Below are 17,195 nucleotides of genomic sequence, written 5' to 3' on the forward strand. Positions count from 1 at the left end.
CTTCCTCACGTAAAAGAATCGTGGCAAAGGCGGCCAATATAAACCCGAATACGTTCACAAATATGACAAAGATCAACTCTCGGACTAATGGTGCCATCCATCACTGCGGTGAATAACAGACGGCACCGATACCTCTTTTTCAGAACCCTTCCAGCACGATCTTGCCCTTGGCTTTACCGCTTTCCAGCAACGTGTGGGCACGACGCAGGTTCTCAGCGTTGATAACGCCGAAGTGCTCGCCTACCGTGGTTTTCAGGGTGCCGGCGTCGATCAGCTCAGCCACGCGGTTGAGCAGGTTGTGCTGTTCGATCATGTCCGGCGTCTCGAACATCGAGCGGGTGTACATGAACTCCCAATGCAACGACAGGCTCTTGCGCTTGAGCTTGCTGATGTCCAGCGCCTTTGGATCGTCGATCAGAGCCAGCTTGCCTTGGGGCTGCAGGGCTTCGACCAGTTGATCCAAGTGATGGTCGGTCTGGGTCAGGCTGGCAACGTGGGTCACGTGCGGGTGGCCGGCTGTTTTCAACACTTCGCTCAGTGGTTGGCTATGGTCGACGACTAAGTCTGCGCCCAGGGCCTTGGTCCACTCTTTAGTTTCCGGGCGCGAAGCGGTGCCGATGACGTTGAGTGCGGTGAGTTGCTTGGCCAGTTGGGTCAGGATCGAACCCACGCCACCGGCGGCGCCGACGATCAGCAGGCTTTGGCCTTCATCCTCTTTACCCTCACGCACTTGCAGGCGCTCGAACAACAATTCCCAGGCGGTGATGGCCGTCAGCGGCAGCGCGGCGGCTTCGGCAAAACCCAGGCTTTCTGGCATATGGCCGACGATGCGCTCATCAACGGTATGCAGTTCGCTGTTGCCGCCTGGGCGAGTCAGCGAGCCGGCGTAGAACACCTTGTCACCGGTCTTGAACAGTGTCACTTCGCTGCCGACGGCCTTGACCACACCGGCCACGTCCCAGCCCAACACTTTGGCCGCGCCGTTTTCCGGGGCGACGTTCTGGCGCACCTTGGTGTCCACTGGGTTGACCGAGATGGCTTTGACTTCCACCAGCAGGTCGCGTGGGCCGGCGACCGGCTCGGGCAGTTCGATGTCTTGCAGGGATTTTGGGTCGTTGATCGGCAGTGAGGCGTAGTAGGCAATGGCTTTCATGGAGGCTCCGGAAAAGGGTGGTAGTCAGGCGAGAAACTTCAGGCGCTTGAGGTCGAAATGTTCGAGCACGTCAGCAGCCTTGGCGCGAAAATTCTGGATATGCGCGCTTTGGTCATGATCGGCCAACGCCGCGTCGTCGCTCCAGCGTTCGAGCATGTAGAAGGTCTCGGGGTGTTGCAGGTCCTGGTGCAGGTCGTATTGCTCGCAACCGGCTTCCAGGCGAGTGGGTTCCAGCAGGCCGCGCAGCAGGGACTCGAGGATGGCGTGTTGGCCGGGCTTGGCGATCAGCGTGGCGATGACGTTAAAGGCTGTGGACATTTTCAACTCCTGGCACGTGATGAACGGGATGGGCAGATGATTGGCTATTTCCCGTGAAGATAAAAGCGGCTAAAACAGAGGTCTGTTTCAACAAAATTTTGATAATGGACGGAGATGCATGCTGCGCTTTGATGATTTGCAATTGTTTGTGCGCGCGGCGGACCTCGGCAGTTTGTCGGCCGCAGCACGGGTCATGGACCTGTCGCCTGCAGTGGCCAGCGCTGCGCTCAAGCGTATCGAACAGCAACTGGGCACGCGCTTGCTGGCGCGCTCCACCCGCAGCCTGCGTTTGACCGCCGAAGGTGAAGGCTTCCTGGAATACGCCCGCGCTGCGTTGAGTTCGCTGGACGAAGGACGACGTTTATTAGCCAGTGGCCAGGATCATGTCAGCGGTGTGCTGCAACTGTCGGCACCCTCGGACTTCGGTCGCAACCAGCTGTTGCCGTGGCTGGATGAGTTTCAGCGTGAATACCCGCAACTGAGCGTGCGCCTGTTGCTGGGCGACCGGATTGCCGACTTGTTCCGCCAGCCGGTGGACATCGCCTTGCGCTACGGCGAGCCCGAGGACTCCAGCCTTATCGCGCTGCCCATCGCCCCGGACAATCTGCGGGTTTTGTGCGCCGCCCCCAGCTACCTCGCACGGCATGGCGAACCCCTGCATCTGGAGCAGTTGGCCCAGCACAATTGTTTGTTGTACATGCTCGGCAGCCGGGTGCACGACCATTGGAGTTTTCACGACGGCAAGCGCGAAGTCAGCCTGACGGTTACCGGTGACCGCTTCAGTGACGACGCCGACGTAGTGCGACGCTGGGCGGTGGCGGGTGTGGGTATTGCCTACAAGTCCTGGCTGGATGTGAGCGCTGACGTATTGGCGGGGCGCTTGCGCGTGATCCTGCCGGAGCTGCGCGGCGAGCGTACGCCGCTGAATTTGCTGTGTGCCCATCGCGCGCAATTGAGCAAACCCATCAACCTGCTGCGGGAAATGCTCGTGTCCCGCTGTGCGACATTGACTGCGCAATGGCCGGAGCGATTGACCGCTACGCAATAGCCTCCAGCAAAGCAGGAAATTTCCCTCAGATCCCGTCCCTATCCACGCTGTCAGACGTCGCGGAACCGGCGGCTTGCGCCCCTATACTTTGGCGCCAACCGCAGCAGACAAATGATTTAACAGGGAGTGAACACATGGAAGAGGCACCTTGCATCAGTCAGATCGCCAGCTTGCTCGCCGAGCCCAAACGCACCGCCATGCTCTGGGCCTTGATGGACGGCTCGGCCAAGTCTTCAGAGGAATTGGCGACGCTTGCCGGGCTGTCACCGGCGTCGGCCAATGCCCATTTGGCGCGGCTGACCGGGGGCGGTTTGCTGCGGATTGAGGCCCAGCGTGGCAAGCGGCTGTTTCGTGTGGCGGCCGATGATGTCAGCTCTGCCATCGACGCCTTGGCCAGTACCACCTTGGCCAGTGCTGCGCGCAGTACGCCGAATACTCCACCGCTGGCCTTGGTGGCGCCGTCTCCATTACGGCATGCGCGGTTGTGCCGTGGTCACCTGGGCGGTGAGCTGGCGGCGGGGCTTTACCAGCGGATGCTGGAAGCGGGTTGGATCGAGCGTCATGAGCAGCGCACCGACGTCACCGTCAAGGGCGCGCGGCATTTGGCGGGCTTGGGTATTTTTACCCAGGCGTTGGCATCGCCCGTGGCCTGCGACTGTTTTGATTGGAGTCAGCAGCAAGCGCACCTGGGTGGTGCATTGGGGGCGGGGTTGCTGCAGCTATTTTTACAGTCCAATTGGGTCAGCCTGATCAACGAGTCCCGCGCGTTGCTCGTCACTGACAGTGGGGTTTCGGAAATCAACCGACTGGCCGCGCCCGAACGGTCTTAGTCTCGCCCTTGCAAGATCAAGCGTCGTTCAGAGTTTCAATCAGGTCGTATCCAGCAATAACCAGGCAAAACGATGCCGCACACTCGCTTTGGGGATTTTTCACATAGGGGGTGCGGCATGGGTATGCAAGGCTATAGCGCAGCGGAACGGCTGGAACGGTTACCCATCAGCGGTTACCACCGAATCATCTTCATCATCATTGCCCTGGCGTTTTTCTTCGACTCCATGGATTTGGCGATGATGACCTTCCTTTTAGGTTCGATCAAAACCGAGTTCGGCCTGAGCACGGCCCAGGCCGGGTTGCTCGCCAGTTCGAGTTTTTTCGGCATGGTGGTGGGGGCTTCTTTATCCGGGATGTTGGCGGATCGCTTCGGGCGCAAGCCGGTGTTCCAGTGGAGCATCGTGTTGTGGGGTATCGCCAGCTACCTGTGTTCCACGGCGCAGACGGTGGAGACACTGACGCTGTTTCGTATCCTGCTGGGGATTGGCATGGGCATGGAGTTTCCCATCGCGCAGTCGATGCTCTCGGAGCTGATTCCAGCCAAACGACGCGGGCGGTATATCGCCTTGATGGATGGCTTCTGGCCGCTGGGCTTTGTGGCGGCGGGCGTGCTGTCGTACTTCTTGCTGCCGGTAATTGGCTGGCGCGACATCTTCCTGGTGTTGGCGGTGCCGGCGGTGTTTGTGTTGGCGATCCGGTTTTTTATCCCGGAATCACCGCGCTGGCTTGAGCAGGCCGGGCGGCATGAGACTGCGGATAAGGTGTTGCAGGGCATTGAGCAGAAGGTCCGTCATTCGCTGGGCCGTGCCGATTTGCCGGAACCGATCCGCTTACCGAGGGTGGAGAGTACGCCGGGGAATTTCTTCTCGGCGTTTCAGCAACTGTGGTCGGCGCAGTATCGCCAGCGCACCATGATGATCTGGAGCGTGTGGTTCTTTGCCTTGCTCGGCTTCTACGGGCTGACGTCCTGGCTGAGTGCGCTGTTACAGCAGTCGGGTTTTGCCGTGACCCAGTCGGTGTATTACACGGTGATCATTTCCCTGGGCGGGATTCCCGGGTTCCTGATGGCGGCCTGGCTGGTGGAGCGCTGGGGCCGTAAACCGGTGTGCGTCGTGACCTTGCTGGGCGGCGGGGTGATGGCGTTTCTGTATGGGCAAAGCGCTGTGTTTGGCGGCAACGTGGGGTTGCTGATTACTTCAGGTTTGTTGATGCAGTTCTTTCTGTTTGGCATGTGGGCAGTGCTGTACACCTACACGCCGGAGCTGTATCCCACGTCGGCGCGGGCGACCGGTTCCGGGTTTGCTTCGGCGATTGGTCGGGTGGGCTCGTTGTTGGGGCCGTTAGTGACCGGGCTGGTGTTTCCGATTACCGGGCAGGGCGGGGTGTTTGCCTTGGGCGCGCTGTGTTTTGCGGTGGCGGCGCTGGTGGTGTGGCTGTTTGGGATGGAGACGAAGGGGAAGACGCTCGAAGAGCTGAGCGAAATTTAACAGGCAACACAAAACTACTGTGGGAGCGGGCGTGCCCGCGATGGCGGTGTGTCAGTCACCTTCAATGTTGACTGTTCAACCGCTATCGCAGGCAAGCCCGCTCCCACATTTTTTAGCCAGCGCTTACTCAGTTATGGCTTTACCAACCGCGCATCCAGGCTGTTTTGTGCCAGGCGTTTGGCCTGGTCCTGGGTCATGCCCAGCGAGGTATACAGCGCATGGAAGTTCTCGGTGACATAACCGCCGAAATACGCCGGGTCATCCGAGTTCACCGTTACCTTCACGCCACGCTCAAGCATGTCGAGGATGTTGTGCTGGGACATGTCGTCGAACACGCAGAGTTTGGTGTTGGACAGCGGGCACACGGTCAGCGGGATCTGCTCGTCGATGATGCGCTGCATCAAGCGCTCGTCTTCGATGGCGCGCACGCCATGGTCGATACGCTGGATTTTCAGCAAGTCGATGGCTTCCCAGATGTACTCGGGCGGGCCTTCTTCGCCGGCGTGGGCCACGGTGAGGAAGCCTTCGTGACGCGCACGGTCGAACACGCGCTGGAACTTGCTCGGCGGGTGACCCATTTCCGAACTGTCCAGGCCTACGGCTACAAACGCATCACGGAACGGCAGCGCCTGGTCGAGGGTTTTCTCGGCTTCGGCTTCGCTCAAGTGGCGCAGGAAGCTGAGGATCAAACCGCTGGTGATGCCCAGTTGCTGCTCGCCATCCTTCAGTGCTGCGGCGATGCCATTGAGCACCACTTCGAACGGCACGCCACGGTCGGTGTGGGTCTGCGGGTCGAAGAAGGGTTCGGTGTGGATCACGTTCTGAGCTTTGCAGCGCAGCAGGTACGCCCAGGTCAGGTCGTAGAAATCCTGGGAGGTGCGCAGCACGTCGGCGCCCTTGTAATACAGGTCGAGAAACTCTTGCAGGTTGTTGAAGGCGTAGGCCTTGCGCAGGGTTTCGACGTCGTTCCACGGCAGCGCAATCTTGTTGCGTTCGGCCAGCGCGAACAGCAGCTCAGGCTCCAGCGAGCCTTCCAGGTGCAGGTGCAATTCAGCCTTGGGCAGGGCATTGAGCCAATCGTACATTTTCTAAATTCTCATCAGGTGCAATGGTGGCATTCTACAGGCCATGGCTGAAATAATCGGCAAAACCTGACCAGCAGGAGAGTATTGGATTTATTCACGCAAGGGCGGCGTGAACTAAGGTGTAACGAAACGTTAGCGACGTGGTGCAGTCTGTACCCCATCAATGACTGATTAGCCGTACGAAAAGGCCCGGAATGCTCACATCCCTCAAGCAAGAAAAATTCATGTTCCTGGCGCTGATTGCCGCCATCGCCGCTTACCCACTGGAGCACTGGATGCTGAACAGTGGGCAGGGGGTGGCTCTGCTCGGTGGCATGGTGTTGATCGGCTTTATCGTCGTGGCCTCGATGCGCGTGGCGCACCACGCCGAACAATTGGCGGAAAAGGTCGGCGACCCTTACGGCACCATGATCTTGACCTTGGCTGCCGTGCTGGTGGAAGTGGTGATCCTGGCGATCATGATGAGCAACGAGCCATCGCCCACCTTGGTGCGCGACACCATTTATTCGGCGGTGATGCTCGATATCAACGGCATTCTCGGCCTGGCCGCGCTGATGGGCGGCATCAAACATGGCGAGCAGTCCTACAACGATGACTCCGCGCGCAGCTACAGCGTGATGATCCTCACCGCGATGGGCGTGTCGATGGTGGTACCGGAGTTTATTCCCGAGGCCGACTGGAAAATTTACTCAGCCTTCACCATCGGCGCGATGGTGTTGCTCTACACCCTCTTCCTGCGCATGCAGGTTGGGCCGCACAGTTACTTCTTCAGCTACAGCTACCCGGAAAAACGTCGCAAGAAGCAGGCGGAAGAAGAGGCGTCGCCGCCGATCAACCTGGCGTTTTCCATCGGCACCTTGGTGTTTGGCGTGATTGTGATTGGGGCACTGGCCGAGGTGATGTCCAAGACCCTCGATCTGGGCCTGGAAGGGACGGGCGCTCCGCCGGTGATCACGGCGATCGTGGTCGCCGCCATTTCGGCGGCGCCGGAAATTTTGACCGCATTGCGTGCGGCATTGGCCAACCGCATGCAGTCGGTGGTCAACATCGCGTTGGGTGCGTCGTTGTCGACGGTGATCCTGACGGTGCCGGTGATGGAGGCCATGGCGCTCTACACAGGTCAGCCGTTCCAGATGGCGATGACGCCGGTGCAAACCGTGATGGTGTTTATCACGCTGATTGTCAGCGCGATCAACCTCAACGATGGTGAAACCAACGCCATCGAAGGGATGACCCATTTCGTGTTGTTTGCGACCTTTATCATGTTGTCGCTGTTGGGGTTGTAATCGCTTTTCCAGAACACCACAGAACCTAATGTGGGAGGGAGCAAGCCCCTTCCCACATTTTGGTGTGTGTTTGGCTTAGGTTCCGGCGATCAGTTGCCGCGCCGCCTGGGTGTGATCGGCGATCAAACCTTTCAGGTCGAGGCCTTCAACTTGGCCGTCGATGACTCGCCACTTGCCCGCCACCATCACCCGGTCCGCACGATCGGCGCCGCACAGCAGCAGCGCCGAAATCGGATCGTGGCTGCCCGAGAAGCGCAGCTCGTCGAGCTTGAACAGCGCCAGGTCAGCCTGTTTGCCAACAGCCAACTCACCGATATCCGTACGGCCCAACAACTGCGCCGAACCTTTGGTGGCCCAGCCCAGCACACCTTCGGGGGTGATCTTTTCCGCGCCGTAACGCAGCCGCTGGATGTACAGGGCTTGGCGTGCTTCAAGGATCATGTTCGACGCATCGTTGGAGGCGGAACCATCCACACCCAGGCCGATGGGCGCGCCGGCGGCGAGCAGGTCCAGGGTCGGGCAGATACCCGACGCCAGGCGCATATTTGAGCTAGGGCAATGGCAGATACCGGTGCCGGCGGCGCCGAGGCGTGCGATTTCGTCCGGGTTGAAGTGAATGCCATGGGCCAGCCAAGTGCGCGGCCCGAGCCAGCCGACGCTGTCGAGGTAGTCCACGGTGCGCAGGCCGAAACGCTGCAGGCAGAAGTCTTCCTCATCGAGGGTTTCCGCCAGATGGGTATGCAGGCGCACGTCGAGGTTGTCTGCCAGCTCGGCGCTGGCTTGCATGATTTCCGGTGTGACAGAAAACGGTGAGCAGGGCGCCAGGGCAATCTGGATCTGCGCGCCGTCGCCGCGTTGGTGGTATTCGCGGATCAGGCGTTGGCTGTCTTCGAGGATTACTTGGCCCTGTTGCACGGTTTGCTGTGGTGGCAGGCCGCCGTCGGCTTCACCCAGGCTCATGGATCCGCGGGTGAGCATGGCGCGCATGCCCAGTTCGCGCACGCTTTCAACTTGCACGTCGATGGCGTTCTCCAAACCCTCGGGGAATAGATAGTGGTGGTCCGCCGCCGTGGTGCAGCCCGAGAGCAGTAATTCGGCCAGTGCGACTTTGGACGCCAGCGCGAGTTTTTCCGGGGTTAGCCGTGCCCAGACCGGGTACAGGGTTTTCAGCCATGGAAACAACGGCTGATTAACCACCGGTGCCCAGGCGCGGGTCAGGGTTTGGTAGAAGTGGTGGTGGGTGTTGATCAGCCCGGGAAGGATCACATGTTCGCGAGCGTCGAACACTTGCCCACAGGGCACCGCGGGCTCTCGTCCCCAGGCCAGCACTTCGGTGATCACACCGTCTTGCAGCACTAAGCCGCCACGGGCGTCGAGGCCATTGGCAGTGAAAATCGCGAGGGGGCTTTTTAACCAGATACGGGTCGCAGGCATTGGCCGGCTCCTCTGAATGATGGGTTCAGGTTTGCCAGCTCAGTGTTGCCCTGTCTGCTGATCCAGGGTCGCCGGTGAAGGCGAGGTGGGTAGATTACGTGTAGTTCGAGATCTGGTCTAGCTGTAGGAGCGTGGTGTCCTTGAGTCTATCGCGGGCAAGCCCGCTCCCACATGTTGACCGTGGTTTACCAGGCGATGGTGTCGCCTTTGTAGTCCACGAAGTGATGGCCGCCTTTACCGGTGAACGCATTCACCTGATCCACCAGGCCGCGCACGCTGGTGTCGACGTCGATGTGCGCGTTTTCACCGCCCATGTCGGTCTTCACCCAGCCCGGGTGCAGCGACAGCACGGTGAGTGTGTGATCGCCCAGTTGGGTGATAAAGCTGTTGGTCATCGAGTTGAGTGCCGCCTTGCTGGCCTTGTACAGCGCCAGGTCCGAGCCGTCGGGAATGGTCACGCTGCCCAATACCGAACTCATGAACGCCAGCACACCGCTGTCTTTGCGGATCTGCCCGACAAAGCGTTGTGCGAGGTTGATCGGCGCCACGGCGTTGGTGAAAAACAGCTGCCCGACTTCCGCCAGGGTGGCGTGGCCAGGTTCCTGATTGGCCGGGCCTTTGACGCCAGCATTGACGAACAGCAGGTCGAAAGTACGTTCCTTGAGGCGCTGGCTCAGGGCGATCACGGCTTGCTGATCGTCCATATCCAGCTTCTCGATATGCACCGGGCCAACGGCTTTCAGGGCATCGGCTTTGTTCGGATCACGCACGGTGGCGGTCACGTCCCAGCCGTCCTGGAGCAGTTGCTTGACCAGGCCAAGGCCCAGCCCGCGTGAGGCGCCGATAATCAATGCGGTTTTTGGCGTAGACATGAAGGGCTTCCTTTGGAATGGAGGTTCACGGATTTAATGGGCAACGCTGCCCGAGCCTTTGCTGCAACTCCTGGCGCAGTTGGTCGAGTTCGCTGATGCGGGTTTCGATCAGGTTGAGCTTGTCTTGCAGCAGTTGTGTGACGGCGCTTTCGGGGTCGGGCGCCTGCCACAGGGCGGCGACGCTGCTGCCGATCTCGCCGAGGCTGAAGCCCAGGCGCTGGGCGGTCTTGATGTAAAGCACCAATTGCAGCATGTCCGGCGGGTAGTCGCGGTAACCGTTGGCGCTGCGTTGTGCGGCAATCAACCCGCGCTGCTCATAGAAGCGCAAGGTGTCGCGGCTGACCTGGCTGGCCTGGGCTAATTCGCCGATACGCATGGAATGGGCTCGAGGGGGCTTGACCTTGGAGCATACTCCAGGCTTTAGCCTGCTGGCTTCTTGAATTAAAGGAGCTTGTTGATATGTGGACTACCGACCAATACCGAACACTGGTGCGTGCCAGCGCCTGGTACGACTTGATCGTCACTGCGGCGTTTGTCACGCCGTGGAGTTTTCTGTTTTTGCACAGCCTGTTGCAAGGCTTGAACCTGCCCGGGGAATTTCCGCCGTTTGCGCCGGCGCACGTGTTGATGGCGAATCTGTTGGGCTCAATCGTCTGCGTGTGGGCAGTGCTGCGTATACGTGATCCCCAGCGCAAATTTGGCCTATACGACGCAGCGGGGCGTGTGCTGTTCGCGACGTGGCAGCTCTATGCGTTGATGCACGGCGCCACGTCGGTGTTGTGGGGCATTCTGTTGTTTGAGGTGCTGTGGGGTATCGCGCAACTATGGCCGGTGCGTGCTGATCAAAAAACAACCGGAGCCTGAAAGCCCTTATGACAAAAGGGTTACAGGCGAGTGTGCTCAGGTTATCCACAGGCAGGTGCACAGTAGATGTGGGCAGTTTCAGCGCTGCAGCAGGATGCGCCCACGGCTCAGGTCGGCGAGCTGCGTTTGCAGCGTGCCGATCTGCGCTTCGCCCATCGCTAGCTGCAGCTCTACGCCATTGGCGGTGAAGGTCTCTTCCACCACCAACCCGCCCAGTTCAGCCACACGCAGTTTCACCAGCGTCAGCTCGGAGAACCCGCAGGCGCAGGTCAGCGGCACGCGGCTGATCAGTTCGATACGTTCGGCGGTTTGCAGGCATTTATTTGCACCGCCGCCGTACGCACGGGCCAAACCGCCGGTACCCAGTTGGATGCCGCCGTACCAGCGAATCACCAGCACCGCGACTTGATCAAAACCCTGGGCCTCGATGGCGGCGAGGATCGGCCGCCCGGCGGTGCCGCCGGGTTCGCCATCGTCGTTGCTGCGGTATTGATCCGCCAGCTTCCAGGCCCAGCAATTGTGCGTGGCGTTGAGGTCGCTGTGTTGCTCGAAAAACGCTTGGGCGTCTTGCGGGCTGGTGATCGGCGCGGCGAGGGTGATGAAGCGGCTTTTGCGTATTTCTTCACGAAATTCGCAAAGGCCGGTGAGCGTGAAAGGCATAAGTCGCTTCGTTTATAGGGCTGGCTTGACGCCACAGCCTTTGAGAATGATGTGGATCAGGTTGGTGCCGGCGTCTTCCATATCTTGTTTGGTCAGTTTGGTACGACCGGTGACGCGGCAGATCTGGGTGGCGAAGTCAGCGTAATGCTGGGTACTGCCCCACAGCAGGAAAATCAGGTGCACGGGGTCGATGGGGTCCATCTTGCCGGCGTCGATCCAGGCTTGGAACACCGCCGCCCGGCCACTGAACCAGGCGCGGTAGTCCTGGCTGAAATATTCGGTGAGGCATTCGCCGCCACTGATGATCTCCATGGCGAAGATCCGAGAGGCTTGCGGGTGACGCCGCGAGAATTCCATCTTGGTGCGGATATAGCGGGTGAGGGCCGTTGCCGGATCGTCCTCGGCGGTCAGCGCGTTGAAGGTGCTGTCCCACAGTTCGAGGATATTGCTGAGCACCGCGATATACAGGCCCAGCTTGTTGGTGAAGTAGTAATGCAAGTTGGCCTTGGGTAGCCCGGCGCTGGCAGCAATGGTGTTCATGCTGGTGCCTTTGTAGCCATGGCGCGCGAATTCATCTTCAGCAGCCTGGAGAATTGCTTGCTCGTTCTTTTGCCGAATGCGGCTGGCGGGTTTACCGGCGTGGATGCTGTGGGCAGGAACTTCGAGGCTCATGGAGGTTTCCGTGCTGATCGATAGAGACGACGTGTGCACAGATAACCCACCCTCAAGCCCCAGACAAGTCCCGATGCAATAAAACCGTCAAAGCGGTTCCAGTGTGTCGCTTTCCGGCGCGCGGTTTGCGGCAGCGCTGGTTGCTTTGGCTTCCGGTAATAACAGGCACAACACGATGGCGGTCAGACCGCCGCTGGTGATGGCCGAGTCGAACAGGTTCTGCACCAGGGTTGGCATCAAGTGCAGCAGGTTCGGTTGCGCGGCGATGCCCAGGCCGACGCCGAACGAGGTGGCGATGATCAGCATGCTGCGTCGGTCCAGCGGCGCCTGGGCGAGAATGCGCACACCGGCGGCGGCCACACTGCCGAACATCACCAAGGTGGCGCCACCCAACACCGGCTTGGGGATTTGCTGCAGCACTGCACCAATCAGCGGAAACAAACCGAGGCAAAACAGCACCACGCCTATATAGAGGCCAACGTAACGACTCGCCACGCCGGTGAGTTGGATCACACCGTTGTTCTGCGCGAAGGTGGTGTTGGGGAAGGCGCTGAAGGTCGCGGCAATCATGCAACTGACGCCATCACCGAGTACGCCGCCTTTGAGTCGGCTTATATAGGAGGGCCCGCTGATGGGTTGGCGGGCAATCATGCAGTTGGCGGTGAGGTCGCCGACGGTTTCGATACTGCTGATCAGGTAAATCAGCGCGATGGGTAGGAAGGCGCTCCAGTCGAAGTTGAAACCGAAGCGAAAGGGGATCGGCATGCTGATCAACGGCAAATCAGGCAGGGCTTGGGGCACCAGTTTCCCGCTGAACCACGCCGCGAGGCTGCCAAGGCCCAGCCCGATGATGATGGCCGAGAGCCGTACCCACGGGGTGTTCGAGCGGTTGAGCAGGATGATCGTCAGCACCACGAACAGGCCCAGTGCCAAGTTGGTGGGAGCGCCGAAGTCGGGTGCGTTGAAACCGCCACCGAGGTCGGTGATGCCGACTTTGATCAGGCTGATACCGATCAGCGTGATGACAATTCCGGTCACCAGCGGCGTGATCACCCGGCGCAATTGGCCGATAAAACGGCTGAGCACTATCTGCACCGCCGCGCCGAAGAAACACACGCCAAAGATCATCGCCATGATGTCTTCCGGGCTACCACCGCGTTGCTTCACCAGGAACCCCGCCGACAGCACTGCGCCGAGAAACGCAAAGCTGGTGCCCTGCAGGCAGATCATCCCCGCACCGATGCCAAATGGCCTACGTGCTTGGATGAATGTACCGACACCGGAAACCATCAGCGCCATGCTGATCAGGTAGGGCAGATGGGCAGTGAGGCCCAGAGTGGAGCCGATGATCAGAGGTGGCGTGATGATGCCGACGAAGGCCGCCAGCACATGTTGCAGGGCGGCCAGTATGGCGGGCAGGGGTTTTGGGCGGTCGTTGAGGCCGTAGATGAGGTCATTGGGGCTGGACGATTCTGGTGGCATGGCGGGCAAACTCAAGGCGGACGGTTCAAGGTCCTTGGTCTCTTGCAAAAAGCTGTCCAGTTGCTCAGCTTTTAACAAGAGGCCCGAGTTAGCGCGTTGCTGCGAGACTTTCGAGGAAGCTTTCCAGCACCAAATGAGGGCGACGCCCTTTGCGCGTGACCGATGCGAGGCTCAAATCGTAAAAGCGTGTAGCCGGTTTCAGCGCGCGCAGTCGGCCTTGTTGCACCCACAGGCTGGCGTAGTGATCGGGCAGGTAGCCGATGTAGCGGCCGGTGAGGATCAGGAACGCCATGCCTTCGCGGTCCGAGGCGCTGGCGGTGCAGTTGAGGGCCTGGTAATGGGCCTGGATTTCAGCGGGCAGGCGGAAGGTGGGGGCGATGGCGTCCTGGCCGTCGATGCGTGGGTCGTCCAACTGCTTGTCGTCGGCGTAAAACAGCGGGTGACCGACCGCGCAATAGAGCAGCGAGCGTTCGCTGTACAGCGGCTGGTATTCCAGGCCTGACAGCGCGCTGGCCTGGGGCACCACGCCGACATGCAGGCGGCCGTCGAGTACACCTTGCTCCACTTCGTTGGGGGCGATCATGCGGATCTGAATCTGCACGTCGGGGCCGCGTTCCTTCAACTGCGCCAGGGCATGGGTGATGCGCATATGGGGCAGGGTGACGAGGTTGTCGGTGAGGCCAATGATCAACTCGCCGCGCAAATGCTGGTGCAGGCCATTGACCTCAGTGCGAAAGCTTTCCAGAGCACTTAATAGTTGCAGCGCCGATTGATAGACCTCACGGCCTTCTTCGGTCAGGGAGAACCCGGCACGGCCACGTTGGCAGAGTCTGAGTCCTAACCGCTGCTCCAGGTCGCTCATTTGCTGGCTGATCGCAGAGCGGCCGATGCCGAGTACTGTCTCCGCTGCCGAGAAGCCGCCGCACTCCACCACGCTGCGAAAGATACGCAGCAGGCGTATATCGAAGTCACTGACTTGTGCCAGGGGATCGGGTCGACGGCTGCTCATAGTTTAGTGAAGGCCTGACTGAAGGTTAGAAGAGTTGAATTTCACCGACTTTATCGCCGTGGCAATTTAGCTGCAACAACGCTTTTCAATCCCGACGCTGCCTTTTGCCTTGCGAGGTTTTGCTGATGAACATGCCCGAAAACGCCCCTTCGTCCCTGGCCAGCCAACTGAAGTTGGACGCTCACTGGATGCCTTACACCGCCAACCGTAACTTCCAACGTGACCCGCGCCTGATCGTGGCCGCCGAAGGTAGCTGGTTGATTGATGATAAGGGGCGCAAGGTCTACGACTCGTTGTCTGGCCTGTGGACCTGTGGCGCCGGGCATACTCGTAAAGAAATCCAGGAAGCGGTGTCCAAACAACTGGGCACCCTGGACTACTCCCCGGGCTTTCAATACGGCCATCCGCTGTCGTTCCAGTTGGCGGAAAAGATCACCGACCTGACTCCGGGCAACCTGAATCACGTGTTCTTCACCGACTCCGGTTCCGAGTGTGCCGATACCGCGGTGAAAATGGTGCGCGCCTACTGGCGCCTGAAAGGCCAAGCCACCAAAACCAAGATGATCGGCCGCGCCCGTGGTTATCACGGTGTGAACATCGCCGGTACCAGCCTGGGTGGTGTGAACGGCAACCGTAAGATTTTTGGTCAGGCGATGATGGATGTTGACCATCTGCCGCACACCCTGCTGGCGAGCAATGCTTTCTCCCGCGGAATGCCGGAGCTGGGCGGTATCGCTTTGGCCGATGAGTTGCTCAAGCTGATTGAACTGCATGACGCGTCGAACATTGCGGCGGTGTTTGTCGAGCCGATGGCGGGTTCTGCTGGCGTGCTGGTACCACCACAGGGTTACCTCAAGCGTCTGCGTGAGATCTGCGACCAGCACAATATCCTGTTGGTGTTCGACGAAGTGATCACCGGTTTCGGTCGTACCGGCTCGATGTTCGGTGCCGACAGCTTTGGCGTGACCCCGGACCTGATGTGCATCGCCAAGCAAGTCACCAACGGTGCGATCCCGATGGGTGCGGTGATTGCCAGCAGCGAGATCTATCAGACCTTCATGAACCAGGCGACGCCTGAGTACGCAGTGGAGTTCCCCCACGGCTACACCTACTCGGCACACCCGGTAGCGTGCGCGGCTGGCCTGGCGGCATTGGACCTGTTGCAGAAGGAAAACCTGGTACAGAGCGTCGCCGAAGTCGCGCCGCACTTTGAGAATGCGTTGCACGGTTTGAAGGGCAGCAAGAACGTAATCGACATTCGTAACTACGGCCTGGCCGGTGCGATCCAGATTGCCCCGCGAGACGGTGATGCCATCGTGCGTCCATTTGAGGCTGGCATGGCCTTGTGGAAAGCTGGTTTCTACGTGCGCTTTGGCGGTGACACCTTGCAGTTCGGGCCAACGTTCAACAGCAAGCCGCAGGACCTGGATCGCTTGTTCGATGCGGTCGGCGAAGTGCTGAACAAGATCGACTGATTTCTCCTTCTATATAGAACAATTTTCCAGGAGCCCTGCATGAGCCTCATCCAGCATTTGATCAATGGCCAGATGGTCAGCGACACCGGCCGTAGTGCCGACGTATACAACCCGTCCACCGGCCAGGTGATTCACCAGGTGCCGTTGGCCAGCCGTGAAACCATTCAAAGCGCGATCGACTCGGCCAAGGCCGCTTTCCCGGCTTGGCGCAATACCCCGCCGGCAAAGCGTGCTCAGGTGATGTTTCGTTTCAAGCAATTGCTGGAGCAGAACGAAGCCCGTATCTCGCAGTTGATCAGCGAAGAGCATGGCAAGACCCTGGAAGACGCGGCTGGCGAGTTGAAGCGTGGGATCGAGAACGTCGAGTACGCGTGCTCGGCGCCGGAGATTCTCAAGGGCGAATACAGCCGTAACGTTGGGCCGAATATTGATGCGTGGTCGGACTTCCAGCCGCTGGGCGTGGTGGCCGGTATTACCCCGTTCAACTTTCCGGCGATGGTGCCGTTGTGGATGTACCCGTTGGCGATCGTCTGCGGTAACTGTTTCATTCTGAAACCTTCTGAGCGTGACCCGAGCTCGACGCTGCTGATCGCGCAGTTGTTGCAGGAAGCGGGTCTGCCTAAAGGTGTACTGAGCGTAGTGCACGGCGACAAGGGTGCGGTGGATGCACTGATCGAAGCGCCTGAAGTGAAAGCACTGAGTTTTGTAGGCTCGACGCCGATTGCCGAGTACATCTATTCCGAGGCGACCAAGCGCGGTAAGCGCGTGCAGGCGCTGGGTGGTGCGAAGAACCATGCGGTACTGATGCCGGATGCGGACTTGGATAACGCGGTCAGTGCCTTGATGGGCGCGGCGTATGGTTCTTGCGGCGAGCGTTGCATGGCGATCTCGGTGGCGGTGTGCGTGGGTGATCAGGTGGCGGATGCGTTGATCGCCAAGTTGGTTCCGCAGATCAAGGCGTTGAAGATCGGTGCGGGCACGTCTTGCGGTCTGGATATGGGGCCGTTGGTGACGGGGCAGGCGCGGGATAAGGTCAGTGGTTATATAGAAGACGGTGTTTCTTCGGGCGCCGAGTTGGTAGTGGATGGTCGTGGGTTGAGTGTTGCTGGCCATGAAGAAGGTTTCTTCCTGGGTGGTAGCCTGTTTGATCGTGTGACGCCTGAGATGCGTATCTATAAAGAAGAGATCTTTGGGCCGGTGCTCTGTGTGGTACGGGTGGATAGCCTGGAAGCGGCGATGCAACTGATCAACGATCACGAATACGGCAACGGCACCTGCATCTTTACCCGTGATGGGGAAGCGGCGCGTCTGTTCTGTGACGAGATTGAAGTAGGCATGGTGGGGGTTAACGTTCCACTGCCGGTGCCGGTGGCGTATCACAGCTTTGGTGGCTGGAAGCGTTCGTTGTTTGGCGACTTGCATGCCTATGGGCCGGATGGGGTGCGTTTCTACACGCGTCGTAAGGCGATCACCCAGCGTTGGCCGCAACGGGCCAGCCATGAAGCGTCGCAGTTTGCTT

Annotated in this window: 17 protein-coding genes (1 of these 17 only partly in view); 7 read left to right on the forward strand and 10 right to left on the reverse strand. The window is 59.7% G+C overall.

Annotated elements, in window-relative coordinates; genetic code table 11:
• Positions 1-139: 139 nt before the first annotated feature.
• Positions 140-1,153 (reverse strand): zinc-binding alcohol dehydrogenase family protein, encoded by a 1,014-nt coding sequence (locus BFL40_RS23655; protein ID WP_071486204.1) that lies wholly within the window; start codon positions 1,151-1,153, stop codon positions 140-142.
• Positions 1,154-1,177: 24 nt separating this feature from the next.
• Entirely contained in the window at positions 1,178-1,471 is a 294-nt protein-coding gene (locus BFL40_RS23660; RefSeq protein WP_071486205.1) for a putative quinol monooxygenase, read from the reverse strand.
• Positions 1,472-1,589: 118 nt separating this feature from the next.
• Here BFL40_RS23660 and vimR point away from each other — a divergent pair, with 118 nt between their 5' ends.
• The 3 genes from vimR to BFL40_RS23675 all read left to right on the forward strand — a co-directional run bounded on the left by vimR (position 1,590) and on the right by BFL40_RS23675 (position 4,837).
• Positions 1,590-2,519 (forward strand): transcription regulator VimR, encoded by a 930-nt coding sequence (gene vimR / locus BFL40_RS23665; RefSeq protein WP_071486206.1) that lies wholly within the window; start codon positions 1,590-1,592, stop codon positions 2,517-2,519.
• Positions 2,520-2,653: 134 nt separating this feature from the next.
• Complete coding sequence (locus tag BFL40_RS23670) at positions 2,654-3,349, forward strand: ArsR/SmtB family transcription factor (protein WP_071486207.1); 696 nt, start codon at positions 2,654-2,656, stop codon at positions 3,347-3,349.
• 117 nt (positions 3,350-3,466) lie between these two features.
• Complete coding sequence (locus tag BFL40_RS23675) at positions 3,467-4,837, forward strand: MFS transporter (RefSeq protein ID WP_071486208.1); 1,371 nt, start codon at positions 3,467-3,469, stop codon at positions 4,835-4,837.
• Between the two features lie 131 nt (positions 4,838-4,968).
• Here BFL40_RS23675 and BFL40_RS23680 read toward each other — a convergent pair whose 3' ends face one another.
• Positions 4,969-5,922, reverse strand: coding sequence for an adenosine deaminase (locus BFL40_RS23680; RefSeq protein ID WP_071486209.1), 954 nt, complete (start codon positions 5,920-5,922; stop codon positions 4,969-4,971).
• A 194-nt stretch (positions 5,923-6,116) separates the two neighbouring features.
• On the opposite strand from BFL40_RS23680, the gene BFL40_RS23685 reads away from it, so the two are divergent.
• Entirely contained in the window at positions 6,117-7,208 is a 1,092-nt protein-coding gene (locus tag BFL40_RS23685) for a calcium:cation antiporter (RefSeq protein WP_071486210.1), read from the forward strand.
• Between the two features lie 75 nt (positions 7,209-7,283).
• On the opposite strand, the gene BFL40_RS23690 is transcribed toward BFL40_RS23685, so the two are convergent.
• From BFL40_RS23690 to BFL40_RS23700, 3 genes are all read right to left on the reverse strand, one after another.
• Positions 7,284-8,642, reverse strand: a complete 1,359-nt coding sequence (locus tag BFL40_RS23690) for an 8-oxoguanine deaminase (protein ID WP_071486211.1) — start codon at positions 8,640-8,642, stop codon at positions 7,284-7,286.
• A 185-nt stretch (positions 8,643-8,827) separates the two neighbouring features.
• The gene (locus tag BFL40_RS23695; protein WP_071486212.1) at positions 8,828-9,514 is read right to left on the reverse strand and encodes an SDR family oxidoreductase; all 687 of its coding nucleotides are present in this window, start codon (positions 9,512-9,514) and stop codon (positions 8,828-8,830) included.
• Positions 9,515-9,539: 25 nt separating this feature from the next.
• A complete protein-coding gene (locus tag BFL40_RS23700) occupies positions 9,540-9,890 on the reverse strand; it encodes a MerR family transcriptional regulator (protein WP_071486213.1) in 351 nt (116 codons plus the stop codon).
• Positions 9,891-9,973: 83 nt separating this feature from the next.
• Between BFL40_RS23700 and BFL40_RS23705 the strand changes: the two genes are divergently transcribed.
• Positions 9,974-10,378, forward strand: coding sequence for a hypothetical protein (locus tag BFL40_RS23705; protein ID WP_071486214.1), 405 nt, complete (start codon positions 9,974-9,976; stop codon positions 10,376-10,378).
• Between the two features lie 78 nt (positions 10,379-10,456).
• Here BFL40_RS23705 and BFL40_RS23710 read toward each other — a convergent pair whose 3' ends face one another.
• From BFL40_RS23710 to BFL40_RS23725, 4 genes are all read right to left on the reverse strand, one after another.
• The gene (locus tag BFL40_RS23710) at positions 10,457-11,038 is read right to left on the reverse strand and encodes an IMPACT family protein (RefSeq protein WP_071486215.1); all 582 of its coding nucleotides are present in this window, start codon (positions 11,036-11,038) and stop codon (positions 10,457-10,459) included.
• Between the two features lie 12 nt (positions 11,039-11,050).
• Positions 11,051-11,710, reverse strand: coding sequence for a TetR/AcrR family transcriptional regulator (locus BFL40_RS23715; RefSeq protein WP_071486216.1), 660 nt, complete (start codon positions 11,708-11,710; stop codon positions 11,051-11,053).
• An 87-nt stretch (positions 11,711-11,797) separates the two neighbouring features.
• Entirely contained in the window at positions 11,798-13,192 is a 1,395-nt protein-coding gene (locus BFL40_RS23720; protein ID WP_071486220.1) for a uracil-xanthine permease family protein, read from the reverse strand.
• An 88-nt stretch (positions 13,193-13,280) separates the two neighbouring features.
• Positions 13,281-14,201 carry a LysR family transcriptional regulator gene (locus BFL40_RS23725; RefSeq protein WP_071486217.1) on the reverse strand — a complete coding sequence of 307 codons (921 nt, stop codon included), beginning with the start codon at positions 14,199-14,201 and terminating at the stop codon, positions 13,281-13,283.
• A gap of 125 nt (positions 14,202-14,326) precedes the next feature.
• On the opposite strand from BFL40_RS23725, the gene aptA reads away from it, so the two are divergent.
• Together aptA and BFL40_RS23735 are read left to right on the forward strand one after the other, a co-directional pair.
• Positions 14,327-15,676 (forward strand): omega-aminotransferase AptA, encoded by a 1,350-nt coding sequence (gene aptA, locus BFL40_RS23730; RefSeq protein ID WP_071486218.1) that lies wholly within the window; start codon positions 14,327-14,329, stop codon positions 15,674-15,676.
• 39 nt (positions 15,677-15,715) lie between these two features.
• Positions 15,716-17,195: the 5' portion of a CoA-acylating methylmalonate-semialdehyde dehydrogenase gene (locus tag BFL40_RS23735; RefSeq protein ID WP_071486219.1), read on the forward strand. 14 nt of this gene lie beyond the right edge of the window; the window shows 1,480 of its 1,494 coding nt (coding positions 1-1,480); the start codon lies at positions 15,716-15,718; its stop codon lies beyond the right edge, outside the window.

The organism is Pseudomonas costantinii (genome assembly GCF_001870435.1).
GTDB classification, from domain to species: domain Bacteria; phylum Pseudomonadota; class Gammaproteobacteria; order Pseudomonadales; family Pseudomonadaceae; genus Aquipseudomonas; species Aquipseudomonas costantinii.